This window comes from Polaromonas sp. (genome assembly GCF_031411155.1).
Lineage (GTDB): Bacteria > Pseudomonadota > Gammaproteobacteria > Burkholderiales > Burkholderiaceae_C > Polaromonas.
The window spans coordinates 1-25736 of record NZ_JANOAL010000130.1 but is presented as its reverse complement, the minus strand read 5'-3'; the positions used below and the strand labels follow the sequence as shown (position 1 = coordinate 25736).

21 protein-coding genes are annotated in these 25736 nt (G+C 63.2%); 14 read left to right on the top strand and 7 right to left on the bottom strand.

Going from position 1 to position 25736, the window contains the following annotated elements; all coding sequences use genetic code 11:
- Positions 1 to 286 precede the first annotated feature (286 nt).
- Positions 287 to 1789 carry an FAD-linked oxidase C-terminal domain-containing protein gene (locus RMO23_RS08840; RefSeq protein WP_309680593.1) on the top strand — a complete coding sequence of 501 codons (1503 nt, stop codon included), beginning with the start codon at positions 287 to 289 and terminating at the stop codon, positions 1787 to 1789.
- A 254-nt stretch (positions 1790 to 2043) separates the two neighbouring features.
- On the opposite strand, the gene RMO23_RS08835 is transcribed toward RMO23_RS08840, so the two are convergent.
- From RMO23_RS08835 to RMO23_RS08825, 3 genes are all read right to left on the bottom strand, one after another.
- The gene (locus tag RMO23_RS08835) at positions 2044 to 2598 is read right to left on the bottom strand and encodes a polymer-forming cytoskeletal protein (protein ID WP_309680591.1); all 555 of its coding nucleotides are present in this window, start codon (positions 2596 to 2598) and stop codon (positions 2044 to 2046) included.
- Between the two features lie 147 nt (positions 2599 to 2745).
- A complete protein-coding gene (locus RMO23_RS08830) occupies positions 2746 to 4485 on the bottom strand; it encodes an aldehyde dehydrogenase family protein (RefSeq protein ID WP_309680590.1) in 1740 nt (579 codons plus the stop codon).
- A gap of 192 nt (positions 4486 to 4677) precedes the next feature.
- Positions 4678 to 5241 carry a sigma-70 family RNA polymerase sigma factor gene (locus RMO23_RS08825; protein ID WP_309680588.1) on the bottom strand — a complete coding sequence of 188 codons (564 nt, stop codon included), beginning with the start codon at positions 5239 to 5241 and terminating at the stop codon, positions 4678 to 4680.
- 131 nt (positions 5242 to 5372) lie between these two features.
- Here RMO23_RS08825 and RMO23_RS08820 point away from each other — a divergent pair, with 131 nt between their 5' ends.
- Together RMO23_RS08820 and RMO23_RS08815 are read left to right on the top strand one after the other, a co-directional pair.
- Positions 5373 to 6083: a response regulator transcription factor gene (locus tag RMO23_RS08820; RefSeq protein ID WP_405041583.1), complete on the top strand. Its 711-nt coding sequence runs from the start codon at positions 5373 to 5375 to the stop codon at positions 6081 to 6083.
- 10 nt (positions 6084 to 6093) lie between these two features.
- Positions 6094 to 7623, top strand: a complete 1530-nt coding sequence (locus RMO23_RS08815; RefSeq protein ID WP_309680585.1) for a HAMP domain-containing sensor histidine kinase — start codon at positions 6094 to 6096, stop codon at positions 7621 to 7623.
- A gap of 28 nt (positions 7624 to 7651) precedes the next feature.
- On the opposite strand, the gene RMO23_RS08810 is transcribed toward RMO23_RS08815, so the two are convergent.
- Positions 7652 to 8449, bottom strand: a complete 798-nt coding sequence (locus RMO23_RS08810) for a LuxR C-terminal-related transcriptional regulator (protein ID WP_309680583.1) — start codon at positions 8447 to 8449, stop codon at positions 7652 to 7654.
- 143 nt (positions 8450 to 8592) lie between these two features.
- On the opposite strand from RMO23_RS08810, the gene RMO23_RS08805 reads away from it, so the two are divergent.
- Positions 8593 to 8976, top strand: coding sequence for a VOC family protein (locus tag RMO23_RS08805; protein ID WP_309680581.1), 384 nt, complete (start codon positions 8593 to 8595; stop codon positions 8974 to 8976).
- Between the two features lie 51 nt (positions 8977 to 9027).
- Here the strand turns inward: RMO23_RS08805 and RMO23_RS08800 are convergent, their stop codons facing one another.
- A complete protein-coding gene (locus RMO23_RS08800) occupies positions 9028 to 9612 on the bottom strand; it encodes a hypothetical protein (protein WP_309680579.1) in 585 nt (194 codons plus the stop codon).
- Positions 9613 to 9830: 218 nt separating this feature from the next.
- Here RMO23_RS08800 and RMO23_RS08795 point away from each other — a divergent pair, with 218 nt between their 5' ends.
- Together RMO23_RS08795 and RMO23_RS08790 are read left to right on the top strand one after the other, a co-directional pair.
- Entirely contained in the window at positions 9831 to 10730 is a 900-nt protein-coding gene (locus tag RMO23_RS08795) for a DUF6502 family protein (RefSeq protein WP_309680577.1), read from the top strand.
- Complete coding sequence (locus RMO23_RS08790) at positions 10714 to 12003, top strand: DUF5666 domain-containing protein (protein WP_309680575.1); 1290 nt, start codon at positions 10714 to 10716, stop codon at positions 12001 to 12003. The genes RMO23_RS08795 and RMO23_RS08790 overlap by 17 nt, the downstream gene beginning before the upstream one ends.
- 185 nt (positions 12004 to 12188) lie before the next feature.
- On the opposite strand, the gene RMO23_RS08785 is transcribed toward RMO23_RS08790, so the two are convergent.
- Together RMO23_RS08785 and RMO23_RS08780 are read right to left on the bottom strand one after the other, a co-directional pair.
- A complete protein-coding gene (locus RMO23_RS08785) occupies positions 12189 to 15302 on the bottom strand; it encodes a beta-propeller fold lactonase family protein (RefSeq protein WP_309680573.1) in 3114 nt (1037 codons plus the stop codon).
- A 284-nt stretch (positions 15303 to 15586) separates the two neighbouring features.
- Complete coding sequence (locus RMO23_RS08780) at positions 15587 to 17137, bottom strand: PLP-dependent aminotransferase family protein (RefSeq protein WP_309680570.1); 1551 nt, start codon at positions 17135 to 17137, stop codon at positions 15587 to 15589.
- 245 nt (positions 17138 to 17382) lie between these two features.
- On the opposite strand from RMO23_RS08780, the gene tauA reads away from it, so the two are divergent.
- The 8 genes from tauA to RMO23_RS08740 all read left to right on the top strand — a co-directional run bounded on the left by tauA (position 17383) and on the right by RMO23_RS08740 (position 25651).
- Positions 17383 to 18381, top strand: coding sequence for a taurine ABC transporter substrate-binding protein (gene tauA, locus RMO23_RS08775; protein ID WP_309680568.1), 999 nt, complete (start codon positions 17383 to 17385; stop codon positions 18379 to 18381).
- A 33-nt stretch (positions 18382 to 18414) separates the two neighbouring features.
- A complete protein-coding gene (locus RMO23_RS08770; protein ID WP_309680566.1) occupies positions 18415 to 19212 on the top strand; it encodes a taurine ABC transporter ATP-binding protein in 798 nt (265 codons plus the stop codon).
- Positions 19213 to 19252: 40 nt separating this feature from the next.
- A complete protein-coding gene (locus RMO23_RS08765; protein WP_309680565.1) occupies positions 19253 to 20065 on the top strand; it encodes an ABC transporter permease subunit in 813 nt (270 codons plus the stop codon).
- A gap of 96 nt (positions 20066 to 20161) precedes the next feature.
- On the top strand, positions 20162 to 21481 hold the full coding sequence (gene hisD / locus RMO23_RS08760; protein ID WP_309680563.1) for a histidinol dehydrogenase: 1320 nt from the start codon (positions 20162 to 20164) through the stop codon (positions 21479 to 21481).
- A 9-nt stretch (positions 21482 to 21490) separates the two neighbouring features.
- On the top strand, positions 21491 to 22753 hold the full coding sequence (locus RMO23_RS08755) for a DegT/DnrJ/EryC1/StrS aminotransferase family protein (protein ID WP_309680561.1): 1263 nt from the start codon (positions 21491 to 21493) through the stop codon (positions 22751 to 22753).
- Positions 22754 to 22812: 59 nt separating this feature from the next.
- Entirely contained in the window at positions 22813 to 23823 is a 1011-nt protein-coding gene (locus RMO23_RS08750) for a D-cysteine desulfhydrase (protein ID WP_309680559.1), read from the top strand.
- Positions 23824 to 24897: a putative sulfate exporter family transporter gene (locus RMO23_RS08745; RefSeq protein ID WP_309680557.1), complete on the top strand. Its 1074-nt coding sequence runs from the start codon at positions 23824 to 23826 to the stop codon at positions 24895 to 24897.
- 37 nt (positions 24898 to 24934) lie between these two features.
- Positions 24935 to 25651, top strand: coding sequence for an amino acid racemase (locus RMO23_RS08740; protein ID WP_309680555.1), 717 nt, complete (start codon positions 24935 to 24937; stop codon positions 25649 to 25651).
- Positions 25652 to 25736 lie beyond the last annotated feature (85 nt).

Below are 25736 nucleotides of genomic sequence, written 5' to 3'. Positions count from 1 at the left end.
GCCCACTACCTGTGCTGGCGCACCGGCACCATGGAGCGCTGGGAATGCGCGGCCTTTGCCGAATGGCTGAAAAAGTCGATTGCCTGACGCCTGTTTCGCTCCCTGGCGCTGTTTTAGGGGCCTTTCAGGGCTGTAGCCCAGGTATAACGGGCGCATACAGCTATTAATTAGATAGCAACAAATTTTCACATATCAGCCAAAAAATCGTCACGCCGCGCGACCGGGCACTGGTTTACAGTCAAATTTTTCCTGCGGCCCCCTGCCCGCCCCCTTTTTAAAGTCCCCCATGAATGCACCTGCCCCCTCCCACCAGCACGCCCAGCTGGAGCGCGCCGGGCGCCAGGCCGAGGTGGTGGCGGCGCTGCAGCGGGTGCTGCCGGCCCACGCCCTGCTCTGGAACAGCGAGGACACCACACCCTATGAATGCGACGGCCTGACGGCTTACCGCCAGCGGCCGCTGGTGGTGGCGCTGCCCGAAAGCTACGGCCAGGTGCAGGCGGTGCTGCAAACCTGCCACGCGCTGGCGGTGCCGGTGGTGGCGCGCGGCGCCGGCACCGGCCTGAGCGGCGGCGCCATGCCGCACCGGCTCGGCGTGACGCTGAGCCTGGCCAAGTTCAACAAGATTCACAAGCTCGACCCGGCCAGCCGGACCGCCGTGGTGCAGGGCGGCGTGCGCAACCTGGCGATTTCCGAGGCGGCGGCGCCGCACGGCCTGTATTACGCGCCCGACCCTTCGAGCCAGATCGCCTGCACCATAGGCGGCAACGTGGCCGAAAACTCGGGCGGCGTGCACTGCCTGAAGTACGGGCTGACGGTGCACAACGTGCTCAAGGTCAGGGGCTTCACCATAGAGGGCGAAGAAGTCGTGTTTGGCAGCGACGCGCTGGACGCGCCGGGCTACGACCTGCTAAGCCTCGTCATCGGCAGCGAGGGCATGCTGGCCGTGACCACCGAGGTCACGGTCAAGCTGATTCCCAGCCCGCAGTTGGCGCGCTGCATCATGGCGAGCTTTGACGACCTGCGCAAGGCCGGTGACGCGGTGGCCGCGGTGATTGCCGCCGGCATCATTCCGGCCGGGCTGGAGATGATGGACAAGCCGATGACGGCGGCGGTGGAAGACTTTGTGCACGCCGGCTATGACCTGACGGCCGCGGCGATCTTGCTGTGCGAGAGCGACGGCACGGTGGAAGAGGTCGAGGAGGAAATCGCCCGCATGAGCGAGGTGCTGACCCGCTGCGGCGCCACCGCCATCGCCGTGAGCCAGAACGAGGCCGAGCGCCTGCGTTTCTGGAGCGGCCGCAAAAACGCCTTTCCGGCCTCGGGCCGCATCAGCCCCGACTACATGTGCATGGATTCGACCATTCCGCGCAAGCGCCTGGCCGACATCCTGCTGGCCATCCAGGAGATGGAAAAGAAATACCAGCTGCGCTGCGCCAACGTCTTCCACGCCGGCGACGGCAACCTGCACCCGCTGATCATGTTTGACGCCAACGACGCCGACCAGCTGCACCGCTGCGAGCTGTTTGGCGCCGACATCCTGGAAACCAGCGTCGCCATGGGCGGCACCATCAGCGGCGAGCACGGCGTGGGCGTGGAAAAACTCAACTCCATGTGCGTGCAGTTCTCGGCCGAGGAAAACGAGCAGATGTTTGGCGTCAAGCGCGCCTTTGACGCCAAGGGCCTGCTCAACCCCGGCAAGGTGATTCCGACCCTGACCCGCTGCGCCGAATACGGAAAAATGCTGGTGCGCGGCGGCAACATCGCGCACCCCGATCTGCCGCGTTTCTGACCCAAAATGCCGCGCTGGCTACTGGCGCCAGAGCCCGTTGAAGTGGGCGCAGACTTTCAGATTTAGAACTTCTCGTTACGTTTTGCCCGGCTGGCCATCGGGTTTAAGCCCGCTTGGGGCCTTTTTGCCGGCCTGTTTGGGTCAGCCAGGCGAGCCGGGATACCCGCCCACCCAGTTGGTAACAGACGCGACAAAGCCCACAGCGGGTGCCGTGGGCTTGCTGGATGGAGGGCTGGCTGACCCGAAGAACGGTTTTAGACCGCCTGCAAGCCGGGTTTGGCGCTTGCCGAGGCCGGCTTGCCGCCGACCGCGCCAAAATGGATTTCACCCGACAACTGGCCGCCTTCTTCAATCACCAGCTTGCCGTAGCGGATGGTGCCGGTGACCTTGCCGGTGGAGTAAATCACCAGTTTCTGCCGTACCGTCAGGTTGCCGTTGAATTCGCCGCGGATTTCGGCCACGTCAATCTCGGCCGAGCCCTTGAAGGCGCCCTGCTCGGCGATCTGGATCACGCGCGAGTCCATGGTGGCCTCGACCAGGCCTTCCACCACCAGCGTGTCGCAATCGGTGATCTCGACGCCCTTGAGCTTGATGTTGGGGCCGACGGTCAGCTTGCTGCCGCCCTCTGGCGAGGTGCTGGCCGAGGCGCTGAATTCACTCACTGGTTTGGCCGTGTTTTGCGTGCTGGCGGCCGTGGCGGACGGCTGCGACGTGCTGGAACTGCCGCTGCTTCCGTAGGCGCCGGTTTGACCATGACGCAGATTGGTGGGGGTCTCGGTTTCGCGCTTGCCAAAAAACGGTGTTGCCATGTGACTTCCTTTAAAAAGAACGCATGGTACGTCTGCAAAAAATAAAAAACCTCGGGCTAATGCAAGAGAGGTAACGAAATTAATTCTTACATTCGCTGGCACGGCAGCGGGAAATAGCCGGCGCCGGCCCATCGCCGGGCTGCGCGATCAGCCCCGCAGCGCATTCAGGAAGATCCGCGGGATTTTCAAAAAGCTGGGGCGGTACTGAAACTTGAGCAGCAGCTCGCCCAGAATGCCGCCCCTGCGGTTGGTGATGAACCAGGGCGGTTTGGGCAGCAGGCTGAACGACAGGCTCAGCAGGTTGCGCGGAAAGGGCTTGAACGGCGCCTCGACCACGGTGCGCTGCGGCCGGTCAAACAGCATGCTGTTGTGCACGAAGCCAATACCGCTTTGCGCGTCGTCCAGCGTGTGGCCCGGAAAGCCGCCCCAGGCCGCCTGCGGCGTCAGAAAACCCAGGCCGGTCCAGGCGTTGATGGCGATGGTGCCGTAGCGAAGCTCGATCAGCAGTTCTTCAAGGCGCGCCCGGCCGATGCTGGAGATGGTCTTGGGGTGGATCACGAGGTTGGCGCCCAGCGTGCCGTAGAGCTGGCTGTTGGCATAAGCAATCGCGTCTTTCAGAAACTGCTCGGGGTCGGTTCCGACCAGTTCGGTCACGCCCAGCGCGGGCGCGAACACCTCGACCGACTCGGCGTCGCCGGGGCGGGACGGGTCCAGCGCCGCCAGCAGCACCGGCTCGGCGCCGGCGCGCGCCACAGCCCTGGCCTGCGGGTTGCGGGCGACAAAACCGGCAAGCCGCTCCCCGGCGCCGGGGTAGTACAGCGCGCGCCCTTCGGACGCCGCCAGGGTGCGCTCGAGCTGGCGCACAAAGGCGTCTTTTTGCGGCCAGTCGCGCGGCAGCACCAGCACCTGGCAGGCAACGCAGTTAAAGCCCGAGTTGTGCAGCTTTTGCGTCGCCACCTGCTCGGCCTGAAACGCGATGTCGGCCTCGGACCAGGGCCCAGGCACCACGATGGTGGGGCAGACCGCGCCCAGCTCCGAAGTCATGTGACGGGTGTTTTTCGGCGTGCCGGCCGCCTTGTTGGCACGGCCTTCCTCGCCCGGCCCCCAGACGATGGCATCGTGCGAGGCACCGGCGCCGGTGATGTGAATTTCTTCGACCAGCGCATGCGTGCACAGGTACTGGCCAACGTCGGCACCGCCGCGCACGATGGCCAGCACGCCCTTGTCAATCAGCGGCCTGAGCACCGGCAGCAGAAACTCGAACAGGTAGTCGTTGACCGGGTTGAGCTTGAGCAGCACCACCTGGTTTTCCGCAAACAGCTTCTGGAACACGTCCAGCGGCGCAATCGACGCGATGTTGCCCGCGCCCAGCACCAGCGCCACCTTGCCCTGCTTGAAGCGGCTGCTGCTGGCGTCGTAGGCGGCGGCGGTGTGTTGCGCCAGGTTGGCACGCGTCACGCCGGGCTCCATCCAGACATCGACCTTGACGCCGCTGAGCAGCAGGTGGTCCCAGATCGAATGCGGCAGCACGCGCGCCACCAGCTGGCCGTTGGGCAGCTCGCGCAGCGGCAGCGCGTCGAGATGCTTGTTGCCCTCGACCTGCGACAGCGTGGCCATCATCTGGTTGCAGTAGCTCATGATGCTGTAGGGGCCCGACAACCACTCTTCGCCGACCAGTTCCGAGCCCTCGGCAATCCCCTTGCGACGGGCCGCGGTTGCGGCCCAGGCTTGCGACAGCGGCAGCAGGCAGTCCTTGATCTTCGCCAGCAGGGTGATGCGCTCGGCCACCGGGGTGGCGACCCATGGGTTTTTGTTGCCGGCCAGCCGCTGCAGCTGCAGGTCGAGGTCGGTGAACAAGGGGGTCGAAGGCTGCACAGGGTTGTCCATGGTGGGGTGTCCGTTTCAAGATGAATGGCTATGCCGGCCACACGGGCTTGCACCTTGGGGGTGTGACCTGGCTGCCATGGTACGGACTTCGCAGGCGCTGCGTTGGGCGCGGCACCTTAATTTCGGCACATCCGGCTGTCATCGGCACCCGCAGCGGCGGCGGGGCATTGGGTGCCCGCCAGGCGCACGGCCTCAGCACAGCAGCTGTTTGCGGGCGCGATGCAGCCGGGTGAACAGGCTGACCTCGCTGATCTGCAGGCGCCGGCAGACGGCCTCGGCCGATTCGTCCTGCAGCACGCGGAACTGCATCACATCGCGCAGGCCCTGCGGCAAGGCCTTGATGCGCTGCAGGGTCTGCTGCAGCCGCTCGCGCTGCTCGGCCACTTCATCGGGCCGGGCCTGGACGGATTCCATCTGCAGGCCGCCGTCCTCGTCGGCGTCGAGGTCCAGGCTGTCGGTGCGGGCGCGCTGGCGAATCAGGTCGATAATTTTGTTTTTCAGCACCGCGGTGAGCCAGCTGCGCAGCGCGGCGCGGCCGGCAAAGCGGGCCTGGCCCGAGATCACGGCTTCAAACACATCGTGCACCGCGTCTTCAGCCAGCGTGGGATCATGCAGCTTGCGCTGGGCAAATCGCACCAGGTAGTCGCGGTGGCTCACCAGGTCGATCCAGGCCACCGGCACGCAGGCGTTGAGGGCGGCGGTAGTGGCGGTGAAAGTGGCGGTGCGGGAATCGGCAGCGGAGTGGGCGGTGATCATGGCATTTCCTTCAAGAGCGGTGGGCGATGAAGCTACTGTCGCGGCGCAGGCTCACGGCAAGGTCGCGAAAGATCACAGCCAGCTAACAATTCGGTAAGAAACACGCCCCAGGGCGGACTAAAGGCATGGACATGAAAAGAATCCTCGTTGCGGAAGACCAGACCGACATTCGCAACCTGCTGGTCCTGAACCTGCGCAATGCCGGCTACGAGGTGACCGAGGCGGCCGATGGCGTGGTGGCGCTGGCGAGCCAGACCGCGCGCGAAAACGACCTGCTGGTGCTGGACCTGATGATGCCGGGGCTGGACGGGCTGGAGCTGTGCAAGACGCTGCGCGCGCGCGGCTGCAGCACGCCGATCCTGATGCTGACCGCCAAGTCGACCGAGCTGGACCGGGTGCTGGGGCTGGAGCTGGGCGCCGACGATTACCTGACCAAGCCGTTTTCGCTGGCCGAGCTGCTGGCCCGCGTGAAGGCCTTGCTGCGCCGGGCCGAGCTGCTGCGCGCCGCGCAGCTCAATGCCCAGAGCCAGGCCAGCGCGCTGAGCAATGGCGAGCTGACGATTCTTCCGGTCAAGCGGCAGGTGCAGCTGCACGGCAAGGCGCTGGACTTCACCGCGCTGGAGTTCGATCTGCTGCTGCATTTTGCGCAGCACCCGGGCCATGTGTTCTCGCGCGGGCAGCTGCTCAATGCGGTGTGGGGCTACACCCACGACGGCTACGAACATACGGTGACCACCCACATCAACCGCCTGCGCGCCAAGCTCGAAGTCGATCCGCTGCGCCCCGAGCTGATTTTGACGGTGCGCGGCGCCGGCTACAAGATGCGTGACGCACCACGCTGAGGGCCGCCCCTTGTCCGTCCGCCTCAAGATTGCACTGACCATTTTTCTGACCGGGCTACTGACCGCGGTTGGCGTGATCGCCACCGTGCTGCTGGCGTTTCAGCGCTTTGAGCATGAGTCCACCTACTACCGCGCCAGCGCCTTTCTGGAGCGCGTGGTGGCCCTGCACACCGATATTTTTGCGGTGCAGGAGCGCTTTCCGGAAGAGTTCACCGGCTTCTTGCGCAACCTGGTGCTGTTCGAGCCCGACACCCAGCTCTACCTGCTGGACAGTCAGGGCACCGTCATCGCCTCGACCGGCGAGGTGCAGTTGCCCGAGGGCTTCAAGGTGGCGCTGGCCCCGGTGATGGAGGCGATTGGCCCCACGCCCATGCCTTATGTGCTGGGCGACGACCCGGAGCGCATGGACGCCAGCGCCGTGATTGCGGCGCGGCCGCTGCACCGCGCCGTGATCCGCAGCGACGCCGCCGTGGCCGGCTACCTGTACCTGGTCAGCCACAAACGCAGTCTGCCAGAGGGCCGGCTGATGGCGCTGCAAAGCACCTTTGCCAAACCGGCGCTGGTGCTGATTCTGGCCGTGGTGGGCCTGGCCACCCTGCTGGCGGCCTGGGTGACCGCCGCCGTGACCCGGCCGCTGGCGCGGCTGAGCGCCACCGTCGCGGCGGTGTCGCGCCACGGGCTGGAAGACTTTACGGCGGCCGGCAGCCCGCAGCCGGATACCTTCGGCCTGGTCGAGACGGCGGCCAGCGACGAGTTTGGCCAGCTCAACAATGGCATCCGGGCCATGCTGGCGACCCTGCGCAGCCAGTGGAGCACGCTGCGCCGGCTCGATCACTTCCGGCGCGAAGGCGTCAGCAACCTGTCGCACGACCTGCGCTCGCCGCTGACGGCCACCGCCGCCTGCCTGGAAACCCTGGAGAACCGCTGGGCCGGCGACGCCGCGCGGGCGAGCGACCGCCAACTGGTTGAGGTGGCGCTGCGCAACACCCACAATGCGGCGCGGCTGGTGCAGTCGCTGGGCGACCTGGCCCAGCTCGATGAGCCCGAGTTCAGGCTGCGCGCCGAGGTGATGGATGTGTCGGAGCTGCTCGACGATGTGGCGCTGCGCTTTACCGAACGCGCGGCGCGCCAGGGCGTGCGCATCGAGGCGGCGGCACCCGAGAGCGGCGCCCGGGCGCCGCTGGCCGCCGTCGATGTGGAGCTGTTTGAGCGCGCGATTGCCAACCTGGTGGACAACGCGCTGAAGTTTTGCCCGGCCGGCGCCCGCATTGCGCTGGACACCGTGCAGAACGACCACGAGGTGCAGGTCCGGGTCAGCGACAGCGGCCTCGGCATTGCGGCGGCCGACCTGCCGCACCTGTTTGACCGCTTCTACCAGAGCCGGCAAAACGTGGCCCCGGCCACCGGCGAAGGCGGCAAGGGCCTGGGCCTGGCGATTGTGAAACGGATTGTGGAGCTGCATCAGGGCCGGGTCGAGGTCAGCAACCTGCCGGGAGCCGGCACCCGGGTGACGCTGGCGCTGCCGCGCGCGGCGGCTTGACTGCTCGGGACCGCGCCAAGGCTCCAAGTCAGACAGATGCCTGAACGCCGGCCCCAGGGTGGGCGGCCAACCGGCGCAGCGTCAACTCCATCGCGCGCATCACCGCCGCGGTGCGGGTTTCCACGCCGAGTTTCCCGTAGATGTGCTGCAGGTGCTTTTGCACCGTGCGCGGGCTCGCGCCCAGGATCGCGGCAATTTCACGGTCGGTCTTGCCGGCGGCGAGCCAGGTCAGCACCTCACGCTCGCGCCGCGTCAGCGGCAGCTGCGCAAAGCCGCCCGGCGCCGGCTGGCGCGATTGTGCAAGGCGGTAGAACGCCGACAGCGGCCCGCGCACCAGGTCCAGCAAGGCGCACTCGCGGTCGCTGAAATCGCGGCCCGTGCGATTGAGCACGAAGCTCACCAGCAGCCCCTCGTCGACAAACAGCGGCACCGCGACCACATGGTCGATGCCGATGCGGCGGTAGTAGTCGTTGTAGAGCGCGCTGGCGCAGAAATCGCGCTGGGACAGCGAGTCGCTGATGCGCCATGCGCCGCCGCCTGGATGGCTGAAGTGGTAGCGCACCAGCGGGTGCACGCTGAAATAGTGATCGAAACACAGACGATCGGCCGCGGAAATCGCGCCCTCCGGGTTGCTGAGCACGCGCCGCGTGTGGCGCAACGGGTCACAGATGGACAGCGTGGTGATTTCGGAGGCGACCAGGCGGCTCAGGTCCGCGACGCCCTCGCGCGCAAAGCTCATCACATCGCCGGCGGCATCGCTGGCGCCGCACAACAGGCGCAAGGCATTGCGGTAGTCCTGCGTCCCTAAAGCCTGCATCCTGTCCATAGCCACCTCCGGCCCTGCACCTGCGCAATCATGCGCAATCCTGCGTATTGCGCGAATGCCGATTATCCAGAACACTATAGGCGCGCGATGGCGATGCCGCCAGCGCGGGCACGGAAACCCCATCTGCACCAGGAGGTAACAACATGACGCTTTCAAGCAATCAGGTCACCGCGATGCTGCCGGTCAAGGACATGGCACGCGCGCGCAATTTCTATGAACAGCAACTCGCCCTGACGCCGCTGGGCGAAAAACCGGACGGAAAATTCGTCTACCGCTGCGGCGGCACCGAGATCGCCCTGTTTCCGCGTCCTGGCGGCACCAAGGCAGACCACACGGCCCTGAGCTTCAAGGTCGACGACATCGGCGCGGCCATCCGTGAGCTCAAGGGGCGCGGTGTCACTTTTGCTGACTACGACCTGCCCGGCCTGCAGACGGTCGAGCATGTCTGCGTGCTCGGCTCGGAAAAGGCGGCGTGGTTTCAGGACCCGGAAGGCAACATCCTGTGCCTGCACGAGGATGTTGCCTAAGCCACCGGGCGAGGGCGGCAGGGGTTTAGCGCTGCCCGGCCTGCGGCTTGGCTACGGACGAACGGAATCGTCGGCGCCACGCCCCTGACGGATATGGCCGGCTGGATCATCGGCACCCCGGCCCTGACGCACCTCGCCCACCGCATCATCGGCACCCCGGCCCTGGCGGACCTCCCCCACCACATCATCGGCGCCCCGGCCCTGGCGCCCATGACCAACGGCATCATCGGCGCCCCGGCCCCGACGGGCATGGCCCACCGCGTCGTCGGCAGCGCGGCCCTGACGCACATGGCCTGCTGCATCATCAGCACCGCGTCCGTGACGGACATCGCCGGCCGCATCATCGGCGCCGCGCCCGCGCCCTGCGGTGGCACCGCCAGACGAATGGCCGCTCATGTCGCCGCTTTGGCCGGAGCTTGCGCTGCTGCCGGAATGCCCGCTGCCACTCGAGCCCGAGCTGCTGCTGCTGCCTGAGCTACCCGAGCCGGAACTGCCCGAGCCCCCGCCCGAGCCCCCCGAACCGCCGCCGCTGCCACTGCCGCCGCCATCGCCGCCGCGCGCAAAGCCGGGGCTGACGGTCAGTCCCAGCGCCAGGGCCGAGACGGTGCAGAGCAGGGTTTTCTTGAAGTTCAGCATGCTATTTCTCCTGGAGTAAAAAAGTTGACGAAACTGACCACCTGGGGGATGCCAGTGAAAGCGGGTTCATCACCGGGTCTCTGGAATCCTGTTTCGTGTGAAAATTTCCCACACGCAACCTGAATGTACGTGGGATTATTTCCCATGTCAATCTATATGTGTGAAAATTTCCCACGTATTTGTGCTAAGATGTAATCCATCCTCCGCCGGTTCTGAACATGTCCATCCCTGACAGCTCCCACGCCCACCCGTCGCCGGCCTTTGTGCTGGCGCTGCGTCAGGTGCTGCGCCCGCTGGTGCGCCTGATGCTGGCGCGTGGCATTACCCTGCCCTACCTGACCGAGCTGCTCAAGTCGCTGCTGGTCGAGGTCGCCGAGCAGGACTTTCGCATCGACGGCAAGGCCTCGTCGGACAGCCGGGTCAGCCTGCTGTCGGGCGTGCACCGCAAGGATGTCAACCGGCTGCGCCATGCCGACGCCGGTGATGAAAAAATGCCGCCGGTGGTGTCGCTGGGCGCGCAACTGGTGGCGCAGTGGCTGGGCAAGCCGCAGTATGGCGACGCGCAGGGCCAGCCGCTGCCGCTGCCGCGCTATGTCAGCGAGGGCGGCGCGCAGTCCTTCGAGGGCCTGGTGGCCGGCGTCAACAGCGACATCCGCTCGCGCGTGGTGCTCGACGAATGGCTGCGCCTGGGCGTGGTGCACTTGGATGAGCAACGCCGGGTTTGCCTCAATACCCAGGCCTTTGTGCCGGCCAGGGGTTTTGATGAGAAGGCCTTTTACTTTGGCCACAACCTGCACGACCATGTGGCGGCGGCCGCCCACAACCTGCTGGACCAGCAGCCGCCGTTTCTCGAGCGCAGCCTGCATTTCAGCGGTTTGAGCGCCGAATCTATCCAGCTGCTGGCGGCCCAGTCGCAAAAACTCGGCATGCAGGCGCTGCTGGCCGTCAACAAAACCGCGCTGGAGCGCGAAAAAACCGACGCCACCCCCGGTGCACCGCTGCAGCGCATGACCTTTGGCATTTATTTTTATGCGGAGCCTGACCGGCCCGGGTCGACCCCTCCCTCGCCCGCGCCAGCGCCATCGGCGCAAGGAGCTGAAGATGTCGTCCAGCGGTGAAGTATTTTCGTTTCAGACCCCCCTGCTGGTCCTCTTGCTGGCCGTATCGACCGGTTGCTCGGCACCCCGGCCCGTCGCGCAGGCCGACGCGTTCTGCGCCGCCCAGGCCTCGCAGATCAACCCGAACGCGGGCGCTGCCGGCGCAATCGGGGGCACCGGCATCGACCCCGGCGGCATAGGCGGCACCGGGGCGATGGCCGGCACACCGGTGTTTGGCGAGGGCGGCATAGGCGGCACCGGCATCGTCGGCGTGATCACCGGCTTTGCCAGTATTTGCGTCAATGGCATTGAAGTGCACTACGACGCCGGCACGCCGGTCTGGGACAACGGCCGGTCCGGCTCGGCGCGCCAGCTCAGCGTCGGCCAGGTGGTGGCCGTGACGGCCAGCGGCGCCGGCGACCAGACCCGGGCGCGCGGCATCGCCCTGGTTGATGCGCTGGTCGGCCCGCTGCAGGCGGTCGATGCGGCCACCGGCCGGCTGCAGTTGCTGGGGCAACCGGTCACGGCGCTGGTGCCCGGCGATCTGGCGGCGCTGCGCGTGGGCGACTGGGTGCGGGTCAGCGGCCACCGCCGGGCCGATGGCGAGATCGCTGCCTCGCGGGTGCAGGCCACCGCTAATCCAGGCCTTGCCGCCAACAACCTAAACAACAGCGCCACGCCCGCGCTGGCGCAGGTGCGCGGGCCGGTCACGGCGCTGCGCGGCAGTTCCCTCACGGTGGGCGCCACGGCCGTTGAACTGGGCACGCTGGACGCGCCGGCGGGCCTGGCGCCGGGCCAGGAAGCCTGGGTCAGCGGCGTCTGGAGCGCGGGCGTGCTGCAGGCGCGCCAGATCGTCGCCCAGCCGACCCGCGCCGGGCTGGGCCGGGTCAACCAGGTGGTGCTGGAGGGCTATATCCACGCCCTGAATGGCCGCGCCCTGAGCCTGGGCCTGCAGCCGCTGCAACTGACCGACCGGGTGCAGATTGTCGGCGGCACGGCGGCCGAACTGGCGGTGAACCGGCTGGTGCAAGTCACGGGCCGGGTCGGCGCCGACCAGCGCATTGCGGTCGAGCGGATCGAGTTCAGCCACTCGGATTCGAGCCGCAGCGGCAGCAGCGGCAGGGCTAGAGGCGAGAGCGAAAGCGGCAAGGGACGCGGCCGCTCGGGCTCCGACGACAGCTCGGGATCGGGTTCCGGCAAGTCGTCAGGTGGCTCCGGGAGTTCAGGAAGCTCGGGCGGCTCTGGCAGTTCCGGAGGTTCGGGTGGCTCCGGCGGTGGATCGGGAAAGAACTGATTTTTTCAGCGTCGGCCAGACCGAGGAGGATTTCCGCACGCTATTAAATCAGGAGCGCCTGGTGCAATTAGCACCTGGGCGACAGCCACTTTTGATGCCCTGGCCGGGGTTTTCAGGCGTTCTGCCCGCGGCGAGCGGCCCGGCCGTCAAGCAAGCGGTCGCCAGCGCTGGCAAGGTCCGATGGCTCACTTTTGCAGCGACTTCAAATACAGCGCGAGCGCTTCGATATCGGGGTCTGACAACGCCGAGGTCTTGCCGTGCGTGTCCGGGATCACGCGGATGTGATTGGCGGCGAGCACCGGATTGATGCGCCCGCCGACAATCAGCGGCGCGACGTTGCCGGTACCGAGCTGATCAATCTGCAGCCGGCCCTCGGGATAGGCGGCCTTGTCGTAGGCCGGGTCGCGCCCGGCTTTGAGAATGAACGGGCTGTCCAGGCTCACGCACAGCGTGCCCTTGCCGTCGCCGGCCAGCCGGGTGCAGCTGCCGTCGTCCCGGCTGTCGGCGATGGTGATCGGCACCTCGGTCGGCAGCCGAATCGCCGGACCGCCGAGGAAATCAAACGCCGTCACGCGGCTGTGATCGGTGCGCACGGTCCTGAAGTTGAAGCCGCGCTCCCCCGGCTGGCGCAGCGGCGAGTCGGGCGTCAGCAGGATTTCACGAACCGAGTGCGCGGAGCCGTGATGCAGCCAGCGCGGCACGCTGTCCCAGAACGAGCGCAGATGCTTGGTGTTGCGGCTGCTGATGTTCTGGCGCCCTCCCAGGTCCTGCTGCGGATTGAACTCCTTGAAGAAGTAGTCGTTGCCCAGGCGCGTGAACGGTCCCTCGTTGTCCACGGTGATCTCGGCCACCACACCCGGCTCGTGGATGTTGAAGTCCTGGAAGGTGTCGTCGATCTCGCCGTTCGAGCGTTTGTTGCCGTTGTGATGGCAGCTGGCGCAGCCGGCACCGCCGCCCGACACTTCGTTGCTGAACAGCATCTTGCCGCGGGCGACCAGCGCGGCCTCGTCGCGGCTGGGCAACTGGCGCAGCGGATTGGGCATCAGCCGGGTTTCATTCTGGGTCCAGAGAATCTGCGCGAACGCCATGTCATAAAAGCCTATCGTGAAGGCCTTGCCGCTCAGTTCCGGCCGGCCGATGGCGCGTGAGTTCTCCTCGGTCTTCCTGAGCACGAACTCGTTGCGCGCGCGCAGCCGATCCGCCAGCGCCGACTGCGGGAACAGCACGCTGCGATTTTCGGCGCCGACCAGCTCACCATTGCAGGAGGACGCGTACGAGTTCATGTTGTTGCTGAGTCCCTCAAACCACTCCGGCCAGTTATCCGAGGTGTCCTTGTTCTGCGGCGATATCTTGGGGCCGCCAATCGCGTTGCCGCCGACGTTCCACTGCCCGCCGTCCTGCCGGCTCTGCCAGTGGCACTGGGCGCACGACTTCTGCCCGTCGTCGGAGTAGGACTGGGTGAAGAGCCAGCGCAGGCCTACCTCTTCGTGGGTGGCGAACAGATGATCGCCGTGGTTGTCGCCTTTTGTCGGATCTGGCGTCTTGTCGGTGACGCCGACGGCCAGATAGCCCTGCCGGGTCAGCACGCCCGTGGCACTGACGCCGAGAAACGACACGTCTTCGGTCTGCATGTTGGCGACATAGAGCGTCCGTCCATCGGGCGCGACGGCCAGCCCCTGCGGCGTGATGCCACCGGTGAACTCGGAGCCGATGGCGGTGAGAATCCCGGCCGGGCTGGCCGGGTTCTGGTTGATGCGGAACACCTCGACCTTGTCGGAGTGCAACTGCGAGACAAAAAGCAGGTTGCCCTTCACGAACAGCTGTTCCGGCCCGCTGCCGCGGATGATCTTCTGCTCCGTCGTGTGATCGCCGAGATCGACCAGCTGCCCCGGAACGGCGATGATCGACTGATCGCGCTCGAAGTCCACATAACGAAAGACGAACTGGTTGGTGGCCGTGTCGAAGACGTTCAGCTCACTGCCAAGATCGTCAAAGGTGGTGGCCTGCGTCGCATCGGACATCACCGGCGTGTAGCCGAGCGGCTGGCCGTTGTTGCGGATGGCCACGCCGTTCACGATCTTCGGCAGACCGTGGCCGGTTTCGGGCTCATTCAGCACGCTGTTGGTGGAATGGCCGGACACGATGCCCCAGCGCCCCGCGATCTTGACGTCGGTCGCCAGGCCACCGACCGGCATCGTCTTGACGAGCACATTGGCGTCGCGGGCAATGTTGATCACGGCGATGGTGTGCCCCAGCGTATTCGCCACGTAGAGCGTGGCGCCGTCCGCGCTAATCGTCAGGTCGCGCGGATTCGCGCGGTCCAGCTCCGTGTTTCCGGTCGGAATCTGCGCCAGCTGCGTGAAGGTCGGGCTGGTCGGGCCGCGGTCTATGCGGAAGGCGCGGACCTGGTCCTTGACGCGGTCGGTCAGGTAAAGGCGCGTGCCATCACCATTGAACACCAGGTCCTCGCCGTAAAAGCCGGTCTCGAACTGTCCGATCACGGCATCGGTGTCGGTATCAATCAGCGTCGCGAAGTTGGCGTACTGATTCACGACCACGGCGTAGGGCCGCGGATAGATCGCGGTGTTGGGCGGCGCGACCGAGATGCCGACCGGACGTGTGCCATTGGGCTGGCCGGCCACGCGCAGGCTGATCCAGCGCAACACCCGGCGCGACCCGGTATCGACGGCGGCAACGCGCCAGTCGGGGTAGCCCTCGCGTCCGGGCAGTGTGATGTAAAGCTTCTTGCCATCCGGCGTCAGCGCCAGCGCGTTCGGCCAACTGCGGAACGGCTGCTTGACGTGCGGCCAATGCTGGCTGCCGCTCTTGACTTGCGGGTTGTTCGGGTCGATGCGCGTGCCGGGGTCAGGGCGCCCGTTGAAGTAGTCGACACCAAACTGGATTTTCGTGAAGCGTTCCACGCCGGCGCGTGGTCCTGCGGCCTCGGCGCCGACGATTTTCCTGACCGGATCGTCGTCCGGTCCGGTGATGATTTCACCACGGGAATTGGTCTTCACGGCGCCGCTGAAGAAACGCAGGCTGAAGGGCGCCTCCGGCAGCGCCGGCGCCAGCACCAGGCGCTGGAACGGAACCGGCTGCACGGACGCGGCGGCAACGCCCTCGCGCACCGCCCACACGGCCAGCCCGACAATCCCCACCGACGCCAGCACCTGAAACCATCGGGCCAGCGGCGCGCTACCGCCCAGCCGATGCCTCATGGACGCTGCGCCCTCTGCAAAATTCAAGGCCAACCTTGAGAGTCGCTCAGGTGCGGCCCGGACCAATTTCTGGAGCTTCATTTCTTATCCCTCCTTCAAGGGTTCAAAGAACTGACATCCCGTTGATTTTTGCGAGCTTGAACCGAGGAACGAGGAGCGAGGCGTAAGAAAGAACGAGGTGCAAGAAACGAGATTTACGCCGGGCTGTCTCCGTGTGGGTCAGAAAATACCATTTCTGTTTGTAGGACGCTAGCTCGGGCTGACCCGGTGCGCCTCGCTGCCCGCGCACCCCGGTTTTTGGCGCGACGCGTTCACTCAGCCCGCCAGCAGCGCCGCGTTGCCGCCGGCCGCCGTGGTGTTGACCGTCACGGTCTGCTCCGGCCAGAGCCGATACGAGTGATGCCCAGCTCTGAGCAAACATCACGGAGCTCCTCAATACCGGGCCGCACCAAACTGCTTGCAATAGCGGAGTAGCCCATTCTGAAATAGGACTGGGTCGAGGCCGAAGGCTTGTGGAAAAAAACATCGCCTGCCTCTATCAATACGCCACGCGCAGCACAATGCCTGGCCAGTTCCTGGCAATTCAGTCCATCGGGACCTTTTATCCATGCGCACGACCCACCCAATGAAGGGGTGATCTGAAACTGCGGCAACCATTCGGCAAATGCGTCGACCAATACCGCGCGGCGTTCTCGATAAGTCACGTTCAACTTGCGGATGAAGGCGTCGTGGTGCCCTTGCGCAATAAAGAGACTGGCAGTGTGCGCGTTGTTCGTTGGCGGATGGCGCATGATCAGGCGCCGAAGCGCACGCAGTTCACGAATGAGTTCGGCAGGCCCAACAATGAAGCCGATCCGCAGTCCATGGGCCAGTGTTTTGGACAGGCTACCCAGGTAGATCACCCGATCCTCAGTGTCCAGGCTTTTCAGCGCCGGAAGCGGCTTTCCCGAAAAATTCAGTTCACTCTCATGGTCATCCTCAAAGAGCACCACATCCCGCTTTCGCGCCAACTCCAGGACTTGCTGCCGTCTTTCCAATGACATGGTCACCGTGGTTGGACACTGGTGGCTCGGCGTGACATAAGCGTAGGCGCACTGACCCAGGCGGCGCGAAGCAATCAAGCCATCACCATCAATAGGCAAGGCGCGTACACGGTCGCTGCGCAGCTTGAAGTTGTTGCGGGCATCGGGATAGCCAGGGTCTTCGATACCCACCACGGTATTGCGATCCAACAGCACATTCGCCAGCAGGTAGCAGGCCATCTGTGCCCCGGCGGTCAACAAAATCTCGTCGCGCCTGGCCATGATGCCGCGAGCCGGCAACAGTCGATGCTGAATTTGATCGAGCAGAGGGTCGTAGTCACGGTCGATGAAGTCCTGCGACCACTTTTTGACTGCGGGGACGAACAAAGACTGGTGTGAGCAATCGCGCCAATCCTTCAAGGGCATCAGGCTTGGGTCGAACTGACCATACACAAAAGGGTAGCGGTAGTCCTGCCAATTAGCCGGCTTGATGATGTTGCGCTGCAGACCCGACCGAGAAATAAACCGGCTTTCCCAATCCAGGTGGATCGAGGAGGGCTCCACATTCATCAATTTGCTGGCCTGCCCCAAAAGAATGTCCCGATTGACGGACAAGCCACTTCGTTCCACCGCGATCAAGAATCCCTTGTCCACCAGAACCTGCAGGGCCAGTGACACCGTATTGCGCGACACACCCAAGGCGTCGGCCAGTGTTCGGCTGGGCGGGATCTTGGCATCAGCAGGAATCAGTCCCATCAAGATGCTGTGCACCATCATCTCTTTGACGCGCCCTTGCAAGGTGGCACTGCTGCCGACAAAGCGTGGAAACAACTTGACCCAAATGCTGGTGATTTCCTGTTTGCTGCGCATGATCCGCCTTTTTTCAACTGCCAAGCCTCGCCGGCTTGTTATGGTGCACCGCACCAATACAGGGTATTCCCGAGGCTCGTTCACTCTACTGGTTGCACCAACCAAGGGTATGCCCCTGCGCCTTGAAGTCTATCTAGTTTTGGCACTAAAAAGAACTCATTTTGGCTCTATGCCTGCGGGATTCATCTGAATACTATTTGTCTGGGCTCGCTGATCAGACTGTCGAGCCGCCCCTCAACACATCGACACAAACTGGAGCTTGACGCACTATGAAAACCACCATGAAAACGCTGCTGGTCGGCGCTACGATTTCCCTGACGCTGGCTGGTCAGGCCTGGGCCCAGAAGAAAGTGATCATTGGCAATTTCGGCGATCCGGCGCCCTACGAAGCCGCGGCCGCCGACGGCAGGTTTGAAAAGGCAACCGGCTGGACCATTGAGTGGCGCAAGTTCGGGTCTGGCGCGGAGGTCAACGCGGCAATGGCGTCCGGTGCGGTGGTCATTTCCGAGCTCGGCTCGGTGCCGTTAGCTGCAGGTGCCAGCCAGGGTGTTGACTATCAGTTGTTCTTGATTGGCAAGGCGATTGGCGCCTCCGAATCGCTGATCACTCGCAATGGATCTGGCATCGAAAAGCCGGCCGATCTCAAAGGTAAAAAAATTGCCGTACCCGTGGGATCGACGGCGCACTTTTCCCTGATGGGTGCGCTGAAAAATTGGGGAATCTCGGAAAAGGATGTGCAAGTCATCGGGATGTCGCCTCCGGAGATCAACGCGGCCTGGAGTCAGAATGCCGTTGATGCTGCCTTCATTTGGGAACCAGTACAAAGCAAGTTGCGGGCAAACGGCAAGTTGATGACCACTGCCGGCGATGTGGGCAAAGCGGGATATCCCACGTTCAATGGCTGGGTAGTCAATACCAAGTTCGCCGCAGAAAACCGCGCGGCCATGATTGGCTTTATCAAGGTGATGAACGATGTTAACGCGTCGTACACCAAGAACAAGGCCCAATGGAATGCCGACTCGGCACCGGTCAAGGCCATTGCTGCCCGGCTCGGCACCACACCCAAAGAGATCGTTGCCGACCTCGACGGCGCAACCTACCCTGATGGCGAAGAACAAATCACGGCGGAATGGCTCGGTGGCGGGGCGGCTAAATTCATGAAGCTTACTGCCGACTTCCTCAAGTCTGCAGGTCGCATCAATGCAAGCGCTGACAGTTATGCCAAGTTTGTGAATGCAGACATGGCCAAGGCAGCAGCAGCCAAGTAACTTCATGTCAATCGAGACGAATCCCATATTGTTATGACTGCACTCGCTGTTTTCAACGCATCGGTCTTCTATCCGTTACCGGGGAAAAAGACCCCCGTTCACGCCCTTAAGAACATCAATCTCGAAATCAACGATGGCGACTTTGTCGTTGCGTTGGGTGCATCGGGATGTGGCAAGTCAACGTTGCTCAATCTCATCGCTGGCTTCATGGCACCGAGCCAGGGTGAGATCAGGCTGGGTGGCAAGGTGGTGACGGGCCCCGGAGCAGACCGCTCGGTGGTGTTTCAGAAGCACGCGTTACTCCCCTGGCTCAACGTGCTCGACAACGTCGCCTTCGGCCTGGACATTCAGGGGCATAACAAGAAAAAGAGGGAGGATATTGCGCGTGGGTTCATCCGTTTACTCGGATTGGAACAGTTCGAGCAGTCTGCCACCTATGAACTATCAGGCGGCATGCAACAGCGTGTCGGCATTGCGCGAGCGCTGACCAGCGACCCCGATATTTTGTTGATGGACGAGCCGCTAGGCGCGCTCGATGCACTGACTCGTGAGCGCGCGCAAGAGCTCATTCTCAAGATCTGGCGCGATACCGGAAAAATGGTTTTCTTCATCACCCACAGCGTTGAAGAGGCCTTGTTCATGGGAACCAAGCTGATCGTGATGTCGCCTCGTCCAGGACGTATCTCGCATACCTTTGATTTACCTTTCAGCAGGCGCTATTTCGAAACGGGCAATGCCCGCGCCATCAAGGCATCGGCGGAATTTATCGCGCTGCGGGAGAAGATCCTGGAGATTATCTTTAACGACGAGGAGGGGCCCCAACATGCATGACACAAGCAGAGCAAGCGGCACCGGCCTGTGGGCTGGATTCATGCGCGCCAAACCGGCCAAACCCGGCGAAATTTACGGTGTGCCTGGCCAGGGCGACAGCTTCAAGCTCAGTACCGGCGTCATCCTCGGCTTAATCTTTGTGTGGTGGCTGGTCACGCAAGTGGGGTGGATCAAACCGCTGTTTCTGCCCTCACCTTTGGCGGTCATCGAGGCATTTGTCGATGTGGCGCGCAATGGCTTCACCGGTTCCAGCTTTTGGGAGCATACGTGGATCAGTACGGCGCGCGTCTTTGGCGCTTTCCTCCTGGCTTGCGTGATTGGTGTGCCACTGGGTATTGCCATGGGGATGAGCCCCAACGCCAGGGGAATTTTCGATCCCCCCATCGAGTTCTATCGCCCGATTCCACCTTTGGCCTACCTGCCGCTCATGATCATCTGGTTTGGCATTGACGAAACCTCCAAGGTGCTGCTGATTTTCCTGTCCGTGTTTGCACCTGTTGCATTGGGTGCCAGGGCTGGCGTGAAGTCAGCGGCGATTGAGCAGATCCATGCCGCCTATTCATTTGGAGCCACCCGCTGGCAAGTCATTCGCAAAGTCATCTTGCCGTCGGCCATGCCAGAGATCATTACCGCGATGCGCATCGGCATTGGTTTTGGCTGGACCACCCTGGTGGCCGCCGAGATGGTGGCATCGACCTCGGGCTTGGGCTATATGGTTCTGTCGGCGTCAAAGTTTTTGCAGACCGCAACCGTGATCATGGGCATTGTCATCATCGCGGCCATTGCCTATGCCTTTGACCATTTGATGCGCTTTGTCGAGCGCAGGGTAGTTCCCTGGAAGGGACGCGCTTGAAATGCGGAACTTTCGAATACGGACTAACCGTATATCTTTTCCTTAATCGCACGCAACGTGGCGGTCACGCCACCTCCCTTTAATTGAAAGCTTGTCATGACTGTCGAATACCTGAAAAAAGCCACCCCTCCCACAGAGGCGATAGATAGCGCAACCGCCGAGACCGTTCAACGCATGTTGACAGAAATCAAGGAGCAAGGCCGCACTGCCGTGGAGCGCTATGCCCGTGACTTTGATGGCTGGCACGGCAATATTGTTCTGGGCGAGGCCGATTTTTCCAGCGCCACCCGCAGTTTGTCGCAAGGCGTGAGAGACGACATTGCCTTTGCGCATAGCCGGGTCAGAGACTTTGCCATGCGCCAGCGGGAGTCGCTGCACGAGTTTGAGACTGAGCTGATAGAGGGACTGATTGCAGGACAAAAATTGATCCCTGTGAATACGGCGGGCTGCTATGTTCCGGGAGGGCGTTACGCGCATGCGGCTTCCGCCATCATGAGTGTTTGCACGGCAAAAGTGGCGGGCGTTCCCAACATCGTGGCAAGCTCCCCGGCCCACAAGGAGGCCGGCGTGAACCCCGCCATTTTGCACACCATGAAATTGTGTGGCGCAGATACCGTGCTGGCCCTGGGCGGGGTGCAAGGCATTGCCGCCATGGCTTATGGTTTGTATGCACCCAAGCCTGCTGATGTGATCGTCGGACCGGGTAACCGCTTTGTCGCGGAAGCTAAACGCATGCTGTTTGGTCGCGTTGGCATCGACGTGGTTGCAGGCCCTACCGAGTCGGCCATTATTGCGGACGAAACCGCCGACGTCGACATCATTACCGCGGACCTGGCAGGCCAGGCCGAACACGGCCCGGACTCCCCCGTCTGGCTGTACACCACTTCACGTGAGTTGGGGCTCAAGGTGATCGAGAAAATGCCCGCAGTCATTGCCGCCCTGCCGGAACTGGCGCGTACCGCAGCCACTGCGGCCTGGCGCGATTATGGCGAAGTGGTGTATGTTTCCAGCCGCGAAGAGGCTTGCGAGATCAGCGACCAGTACGCCCCTGAGCACTTGCAGGTGTTGACCACCGATCTGGACTGGTGGCTGGCACGATTGACCAACTACGGCTCCCTGTTCCTGGGCGAAGAAACCACGGTCGCTTATGGCGACAAATGCGCAGGCCCCAACCACATTTTGCCAACCAAAGGCGCGGCCCGTTACTCAGGCGGCTTGAGCGTGGGCAAGTTCATCAAGACCGTCACCTATCAGCGCCTCGATCGTTCCGCCAGTCGTGAAGTCGGACAGGTGGCGGCACGGATTTCCCGCCTTGAGGGCATGGAAGGGCATGCGCGCACAGCCGACATCCGCCTCAAGAAGTACTTCCCGCAAGAATCTTTCCTTCCCGGTGAGCTCGGTGGGCACACACATTAGGCCATGGCCATGAGCGCAAGCACGTTTCCCATGGTTTCCGCGGCAACACCCGGCCGCGAAATGCGCGCCGCCGACGGGCTTTGGTTTGGCAAGGACCTAAGCGCGTCCGAGCCTATTCCCGAGGCCGCGATTGAGCGCGCGGTCGACTTGATGCGCAGTGGCCGCCTGCACCGCTATGGTGAACAGGGAAGCGGTTACCCAGAGCCATCGCTGCTGGAGCAGGATTACGCCGCCTATGTCGGTAGCAAATACTGCGTAGCGGTGAGCTCCTGTGGAGCGGCCATGTTTATTGCCTTGAAGGCGCTAGGGGTGAAGGTCGGCGACAAGGTGCTGACCAGTAGTTTCACTTTGGCCCCGGTTCCGGGTGCGATTGCCCATGCTGGCGCGCAACCCGTACTGGTGGAGACCCAAGCCGACTACACCACCGATCTGGACGATTTGGCGCACAAGCTGGAAACCAGCGGTGCCAGGGTTTTCCTGCTTTCCCACATGCGCGGGCACATCACCGATTTGCAGGCGGTGCGCGCATTGTGTGATCGCCATGGCGTAGCTCTGGTGGAGGATTGCGCCCACACCATGGGCGCCAAATGGGATGGCCGCCACACGGGCACTTGGGGTCGCATAGGCTGTTACAGCGCCCAAACTTACAAACACATCAATTCCGGCGAAGGCGGTTTGCTGGTCACCAACGATGATGACGTCGCGGCCCAGGCCATCCTGATGTCAGGTTGCTACATGATGTATGAGCAGCACATTCTGAGCCCCCCGAATAGCGTGTTTGAACGCTGGAAATACGTGACACCCAACTTCAGCATGCGTATGTCGAATTTGGCCGCAGCCTTGCTGCGACCGCAACTTGGCCTGCTGGCGCAACGCGGCAAAACCTGGAATCACATTTACGCCATGCTGGAGGCGCGACTGCGCAAAGCCCCTGGGGTGTCCATTCCTGAACGGCATCCCAAAGAGGAATTTGTCGCCAGTTCCATTCAGTTTTCACTGGCACTGGAACCGGCCCAGATTCAGCGCTTTTTGCAAGAGTGCGAATTACGCGGTCTGTACATCAAGTGGTTTGGCGGCCAGGAGCCGAAAGCCTTCACCAGCAACTATGCGCACTGGCACTACATCACCGAAAAGCCGGTGTTGACGAAGTCCATGGCAGTCATGAGCCAGCTGCTGGACTTGCGCACACCGCTGTCATTGACTGAACAAGACTGCGAACTGATTGGCCAGATCGTAGCGGCGGCTGCAGCGACTGCGGCCACGCCCGTCTGACCCACTTTCTCCTCGGTATTCATTTTTTCAACCTTCGCATCAAGGAAAGACCCTGCATCATGAAATTGACCACATTCCCCCGCGTTCGCATTACACAAGGCCCCACACCTCTAGAATTCATGCCCCGACTGACAGAGGCTTTGGGGGGGCCAAGCCTGTACATCAAGCGCGACGACTGCACCGGCCTGGCCACCGGCGGCAACAAGACCCGCAAGCTGGAGTTTTTGATGGCGGATGCCTTGGCACAGAAGGCCGACACCATCATCACTCAAGGCGCGACACAATCGAACCACGCGCGCCAGACGGTCGCGATTGCCACCAAGATGGGCATGAAATGCGAGATCCTGCTGGAAGACCGCACCGGCTCCAAGCTGGATGAGTACAAGCACTCGGGCAACGTTTTCCTCGATCACCTGTTTGGCGCCAACGTCCAGGAGCTTCCTGGCGGCACCGACATGAATGCCGCGATGGCCAAGCTGGCCGACGAACTGCGTGCCAAAGGGCAAAAGCCCTACATTATCCCTGGCGGCGGCTCCAACGCGATCGGTGCGCTGGGTTATGTGGTGTGCGCGCTGGAAATGGTGAACCAGTTCAACACCCAGGGGCTCGATGTCAGCCACGTCGTGCATGCCACCGGCAGCGCGGGCACCCAAGCCGGGTTGCTGGCAGGCCTGCAGGGCACCCGCAGCCTGATCCCGGTGCTGGGCATTGGTGTGCGCGCAGCCAAGGAGGTGCAGGAGCAAAGCGTCTACAACCTCGCGGTCAAAACGGCCGAGTTGCTGGGCGTGCCGGGCTGCGTATCACGCGACAGCGTGGTCGCCAACTGCGACTACGTGGGCGATGGCTATGGCGTTCCCACGCCCGGCATGGTCGAGGCAGTCACCATGCTGGCCCGCCTGGAGGGCATCCTGCTTGACCCCGTCTATTCGGGCAAGGGCATGGCTGGCCTGATTGATCTGTGTCGCAAAGGCTTCTTCAAGAAGGGACAAAACGTGGTGTTCTTGCACACCGGCGGCGCGGTCGCGCTTTACGGCTACATGCATGCCTTCAAGAACCTGACGCCGAACTGATTGAACCCATGGGCCAAATGCTGTTGCCGGATCCGGCAACAGCCTTCTCATCCAAATATGAAAACCATTGCGTTTAACGCCGAGATAGGGGCCGCTCGCAGGCTCGTTCCGGGTTTGCTGGTGACCTCGCTGGTGGCGATGTCGGCCGCCTTCCTGGGCAGTCATTACAAGGGCTCCATGCTCCTGTTTGCGCTCCTGCTGGGCCTGGCCCTGCATTTTGTCAGCGAAGACAAGCGTTGTGCGGCGGGGATCCAGTTCGCCTCCAGCACCGTGTTGCGCCTGGGCGTGGCTTTGCTCGGCCTTCGTTTGACGATCGAACACGTTGTCACGCTGGGGTGGCAAACGGTTGCGGCCTTGCTGTGTGCGGTCGCACTGACGATGGGCCTGGGGCTGTTGCTGGCCAAGGTTTTGCGCGTGGAGCAAAGTCTGGGTTTGCTCGTCGGCGGAGCCACTGCGATTTGCGGAGCCTCGGCAGCCTTGGCCATCTCCAGCGTCTTGCCGAAATACCCGCATCTGGAGCGTGACACCACCCTGACCGTGGTGGGGGTCACCACTCTGTCCACGCTTGCCATGATCACCTACCCGATCATCACCCAGTGGCTGGGGTTTGATGCCATCACCTCGGGCAAATTCATTGGTGCCACCATTCACGATGTCGCACAGGTCGTGGGGGCCGGCTATAGCCTCTCGCACGATGCCGGTGACGCGGCGACCATCACCAAACTCATGCGCGTGGCGTTTTTGATGCCTGTTCTGGTCGTGATCTCCGCCAGCCTGCGGGGACGAGCGGCACGCGCTGCTGATGGCGGGCCCAAGACGCCCTTGTTGCCATGGTTTACCGTCGCTTTTGTCGCACTGATGCTGCTCAACAGCACCGGTTGGGTGCCGCCGGCGGTTCAAACCGGCGCGTCTGATTTGTCGCAGGCTTTTCTGGTGCTGGCCATTGCCGGTGTCGGTTTGAAAACCTCGCTGCAAGACGTCACGCAGCTCGGCTGGCGTCCAGTATTGATGATAGTCCTGGTGACACTGGGTCTGGCCGGCATGGCGGCCGCCTATTTGGCGTTAATGCGGTGAAACACGTGTTGCCAGAAACCAACCCTGAGGAGAAGACATGATTGGCGTCTTAGGCGGCATGGGGCCATTGGCCACGGTAGATTTTTTTTCCAAAGTCATCGCTGCGACACCCGCAGCAAGTGACGAGGATCATGTGCCGCTGCTGATTCAATCCGACCCGAGAATTCCGGCTCGACCCGCCGCCATTTTGAGGGGCGCGCCCTCGCCTCTGGAAGCGCTGCTGGCTGGGCGTGACCGCCTGATTGTGGGCGGCGCCATCGCGCTGGCCATGCCGTGCAATACCGCCCACTTCTGGCACGCCGACCTGGCAAAAGACTGTCCAGTGCCATTTTTAAGCATGGTGGATGCCTGCTGCGACGAACTGGGCGCATTGGCTGCGCCAGGCGCCCAGGTGGGCATCATCGCGACCCGGGCCACCTTGGCCGCCCGAATATTTGATGAGCCCCTGCTCAAGCTGGGTTACGCCCCTTTGATACCCGACGACCTGGAGATGGACGACCTGGTTCTTCCGGCTATCGAGCTGGTCAAGGCCGGCCGCGTAGCGGAAGGCGGACAGCTGATTGAGCAAGCGGTGAGGCACCTAATGTCGCGCGGTGCGGCAGCCGTGATCCTGGCCTGCACAGAAACTCCGCTGGCGCTCGACGCCATACAGTCGGGCATGCGAGCTCATTGCATCGACTCTACCGGCGCGCTGGCGCGTCGTTGCGTCACTTGGTGGCGCGGCAACCAGTCGTTGAGTTGGCCGCCAGGCTGATTGCTCGCCACACACCCCCCAACACACGCAACCCCCGCCCGCCACCCCGCGTTGCCGCCGGCCGCCGGGGTGTTGTAGGTCACGG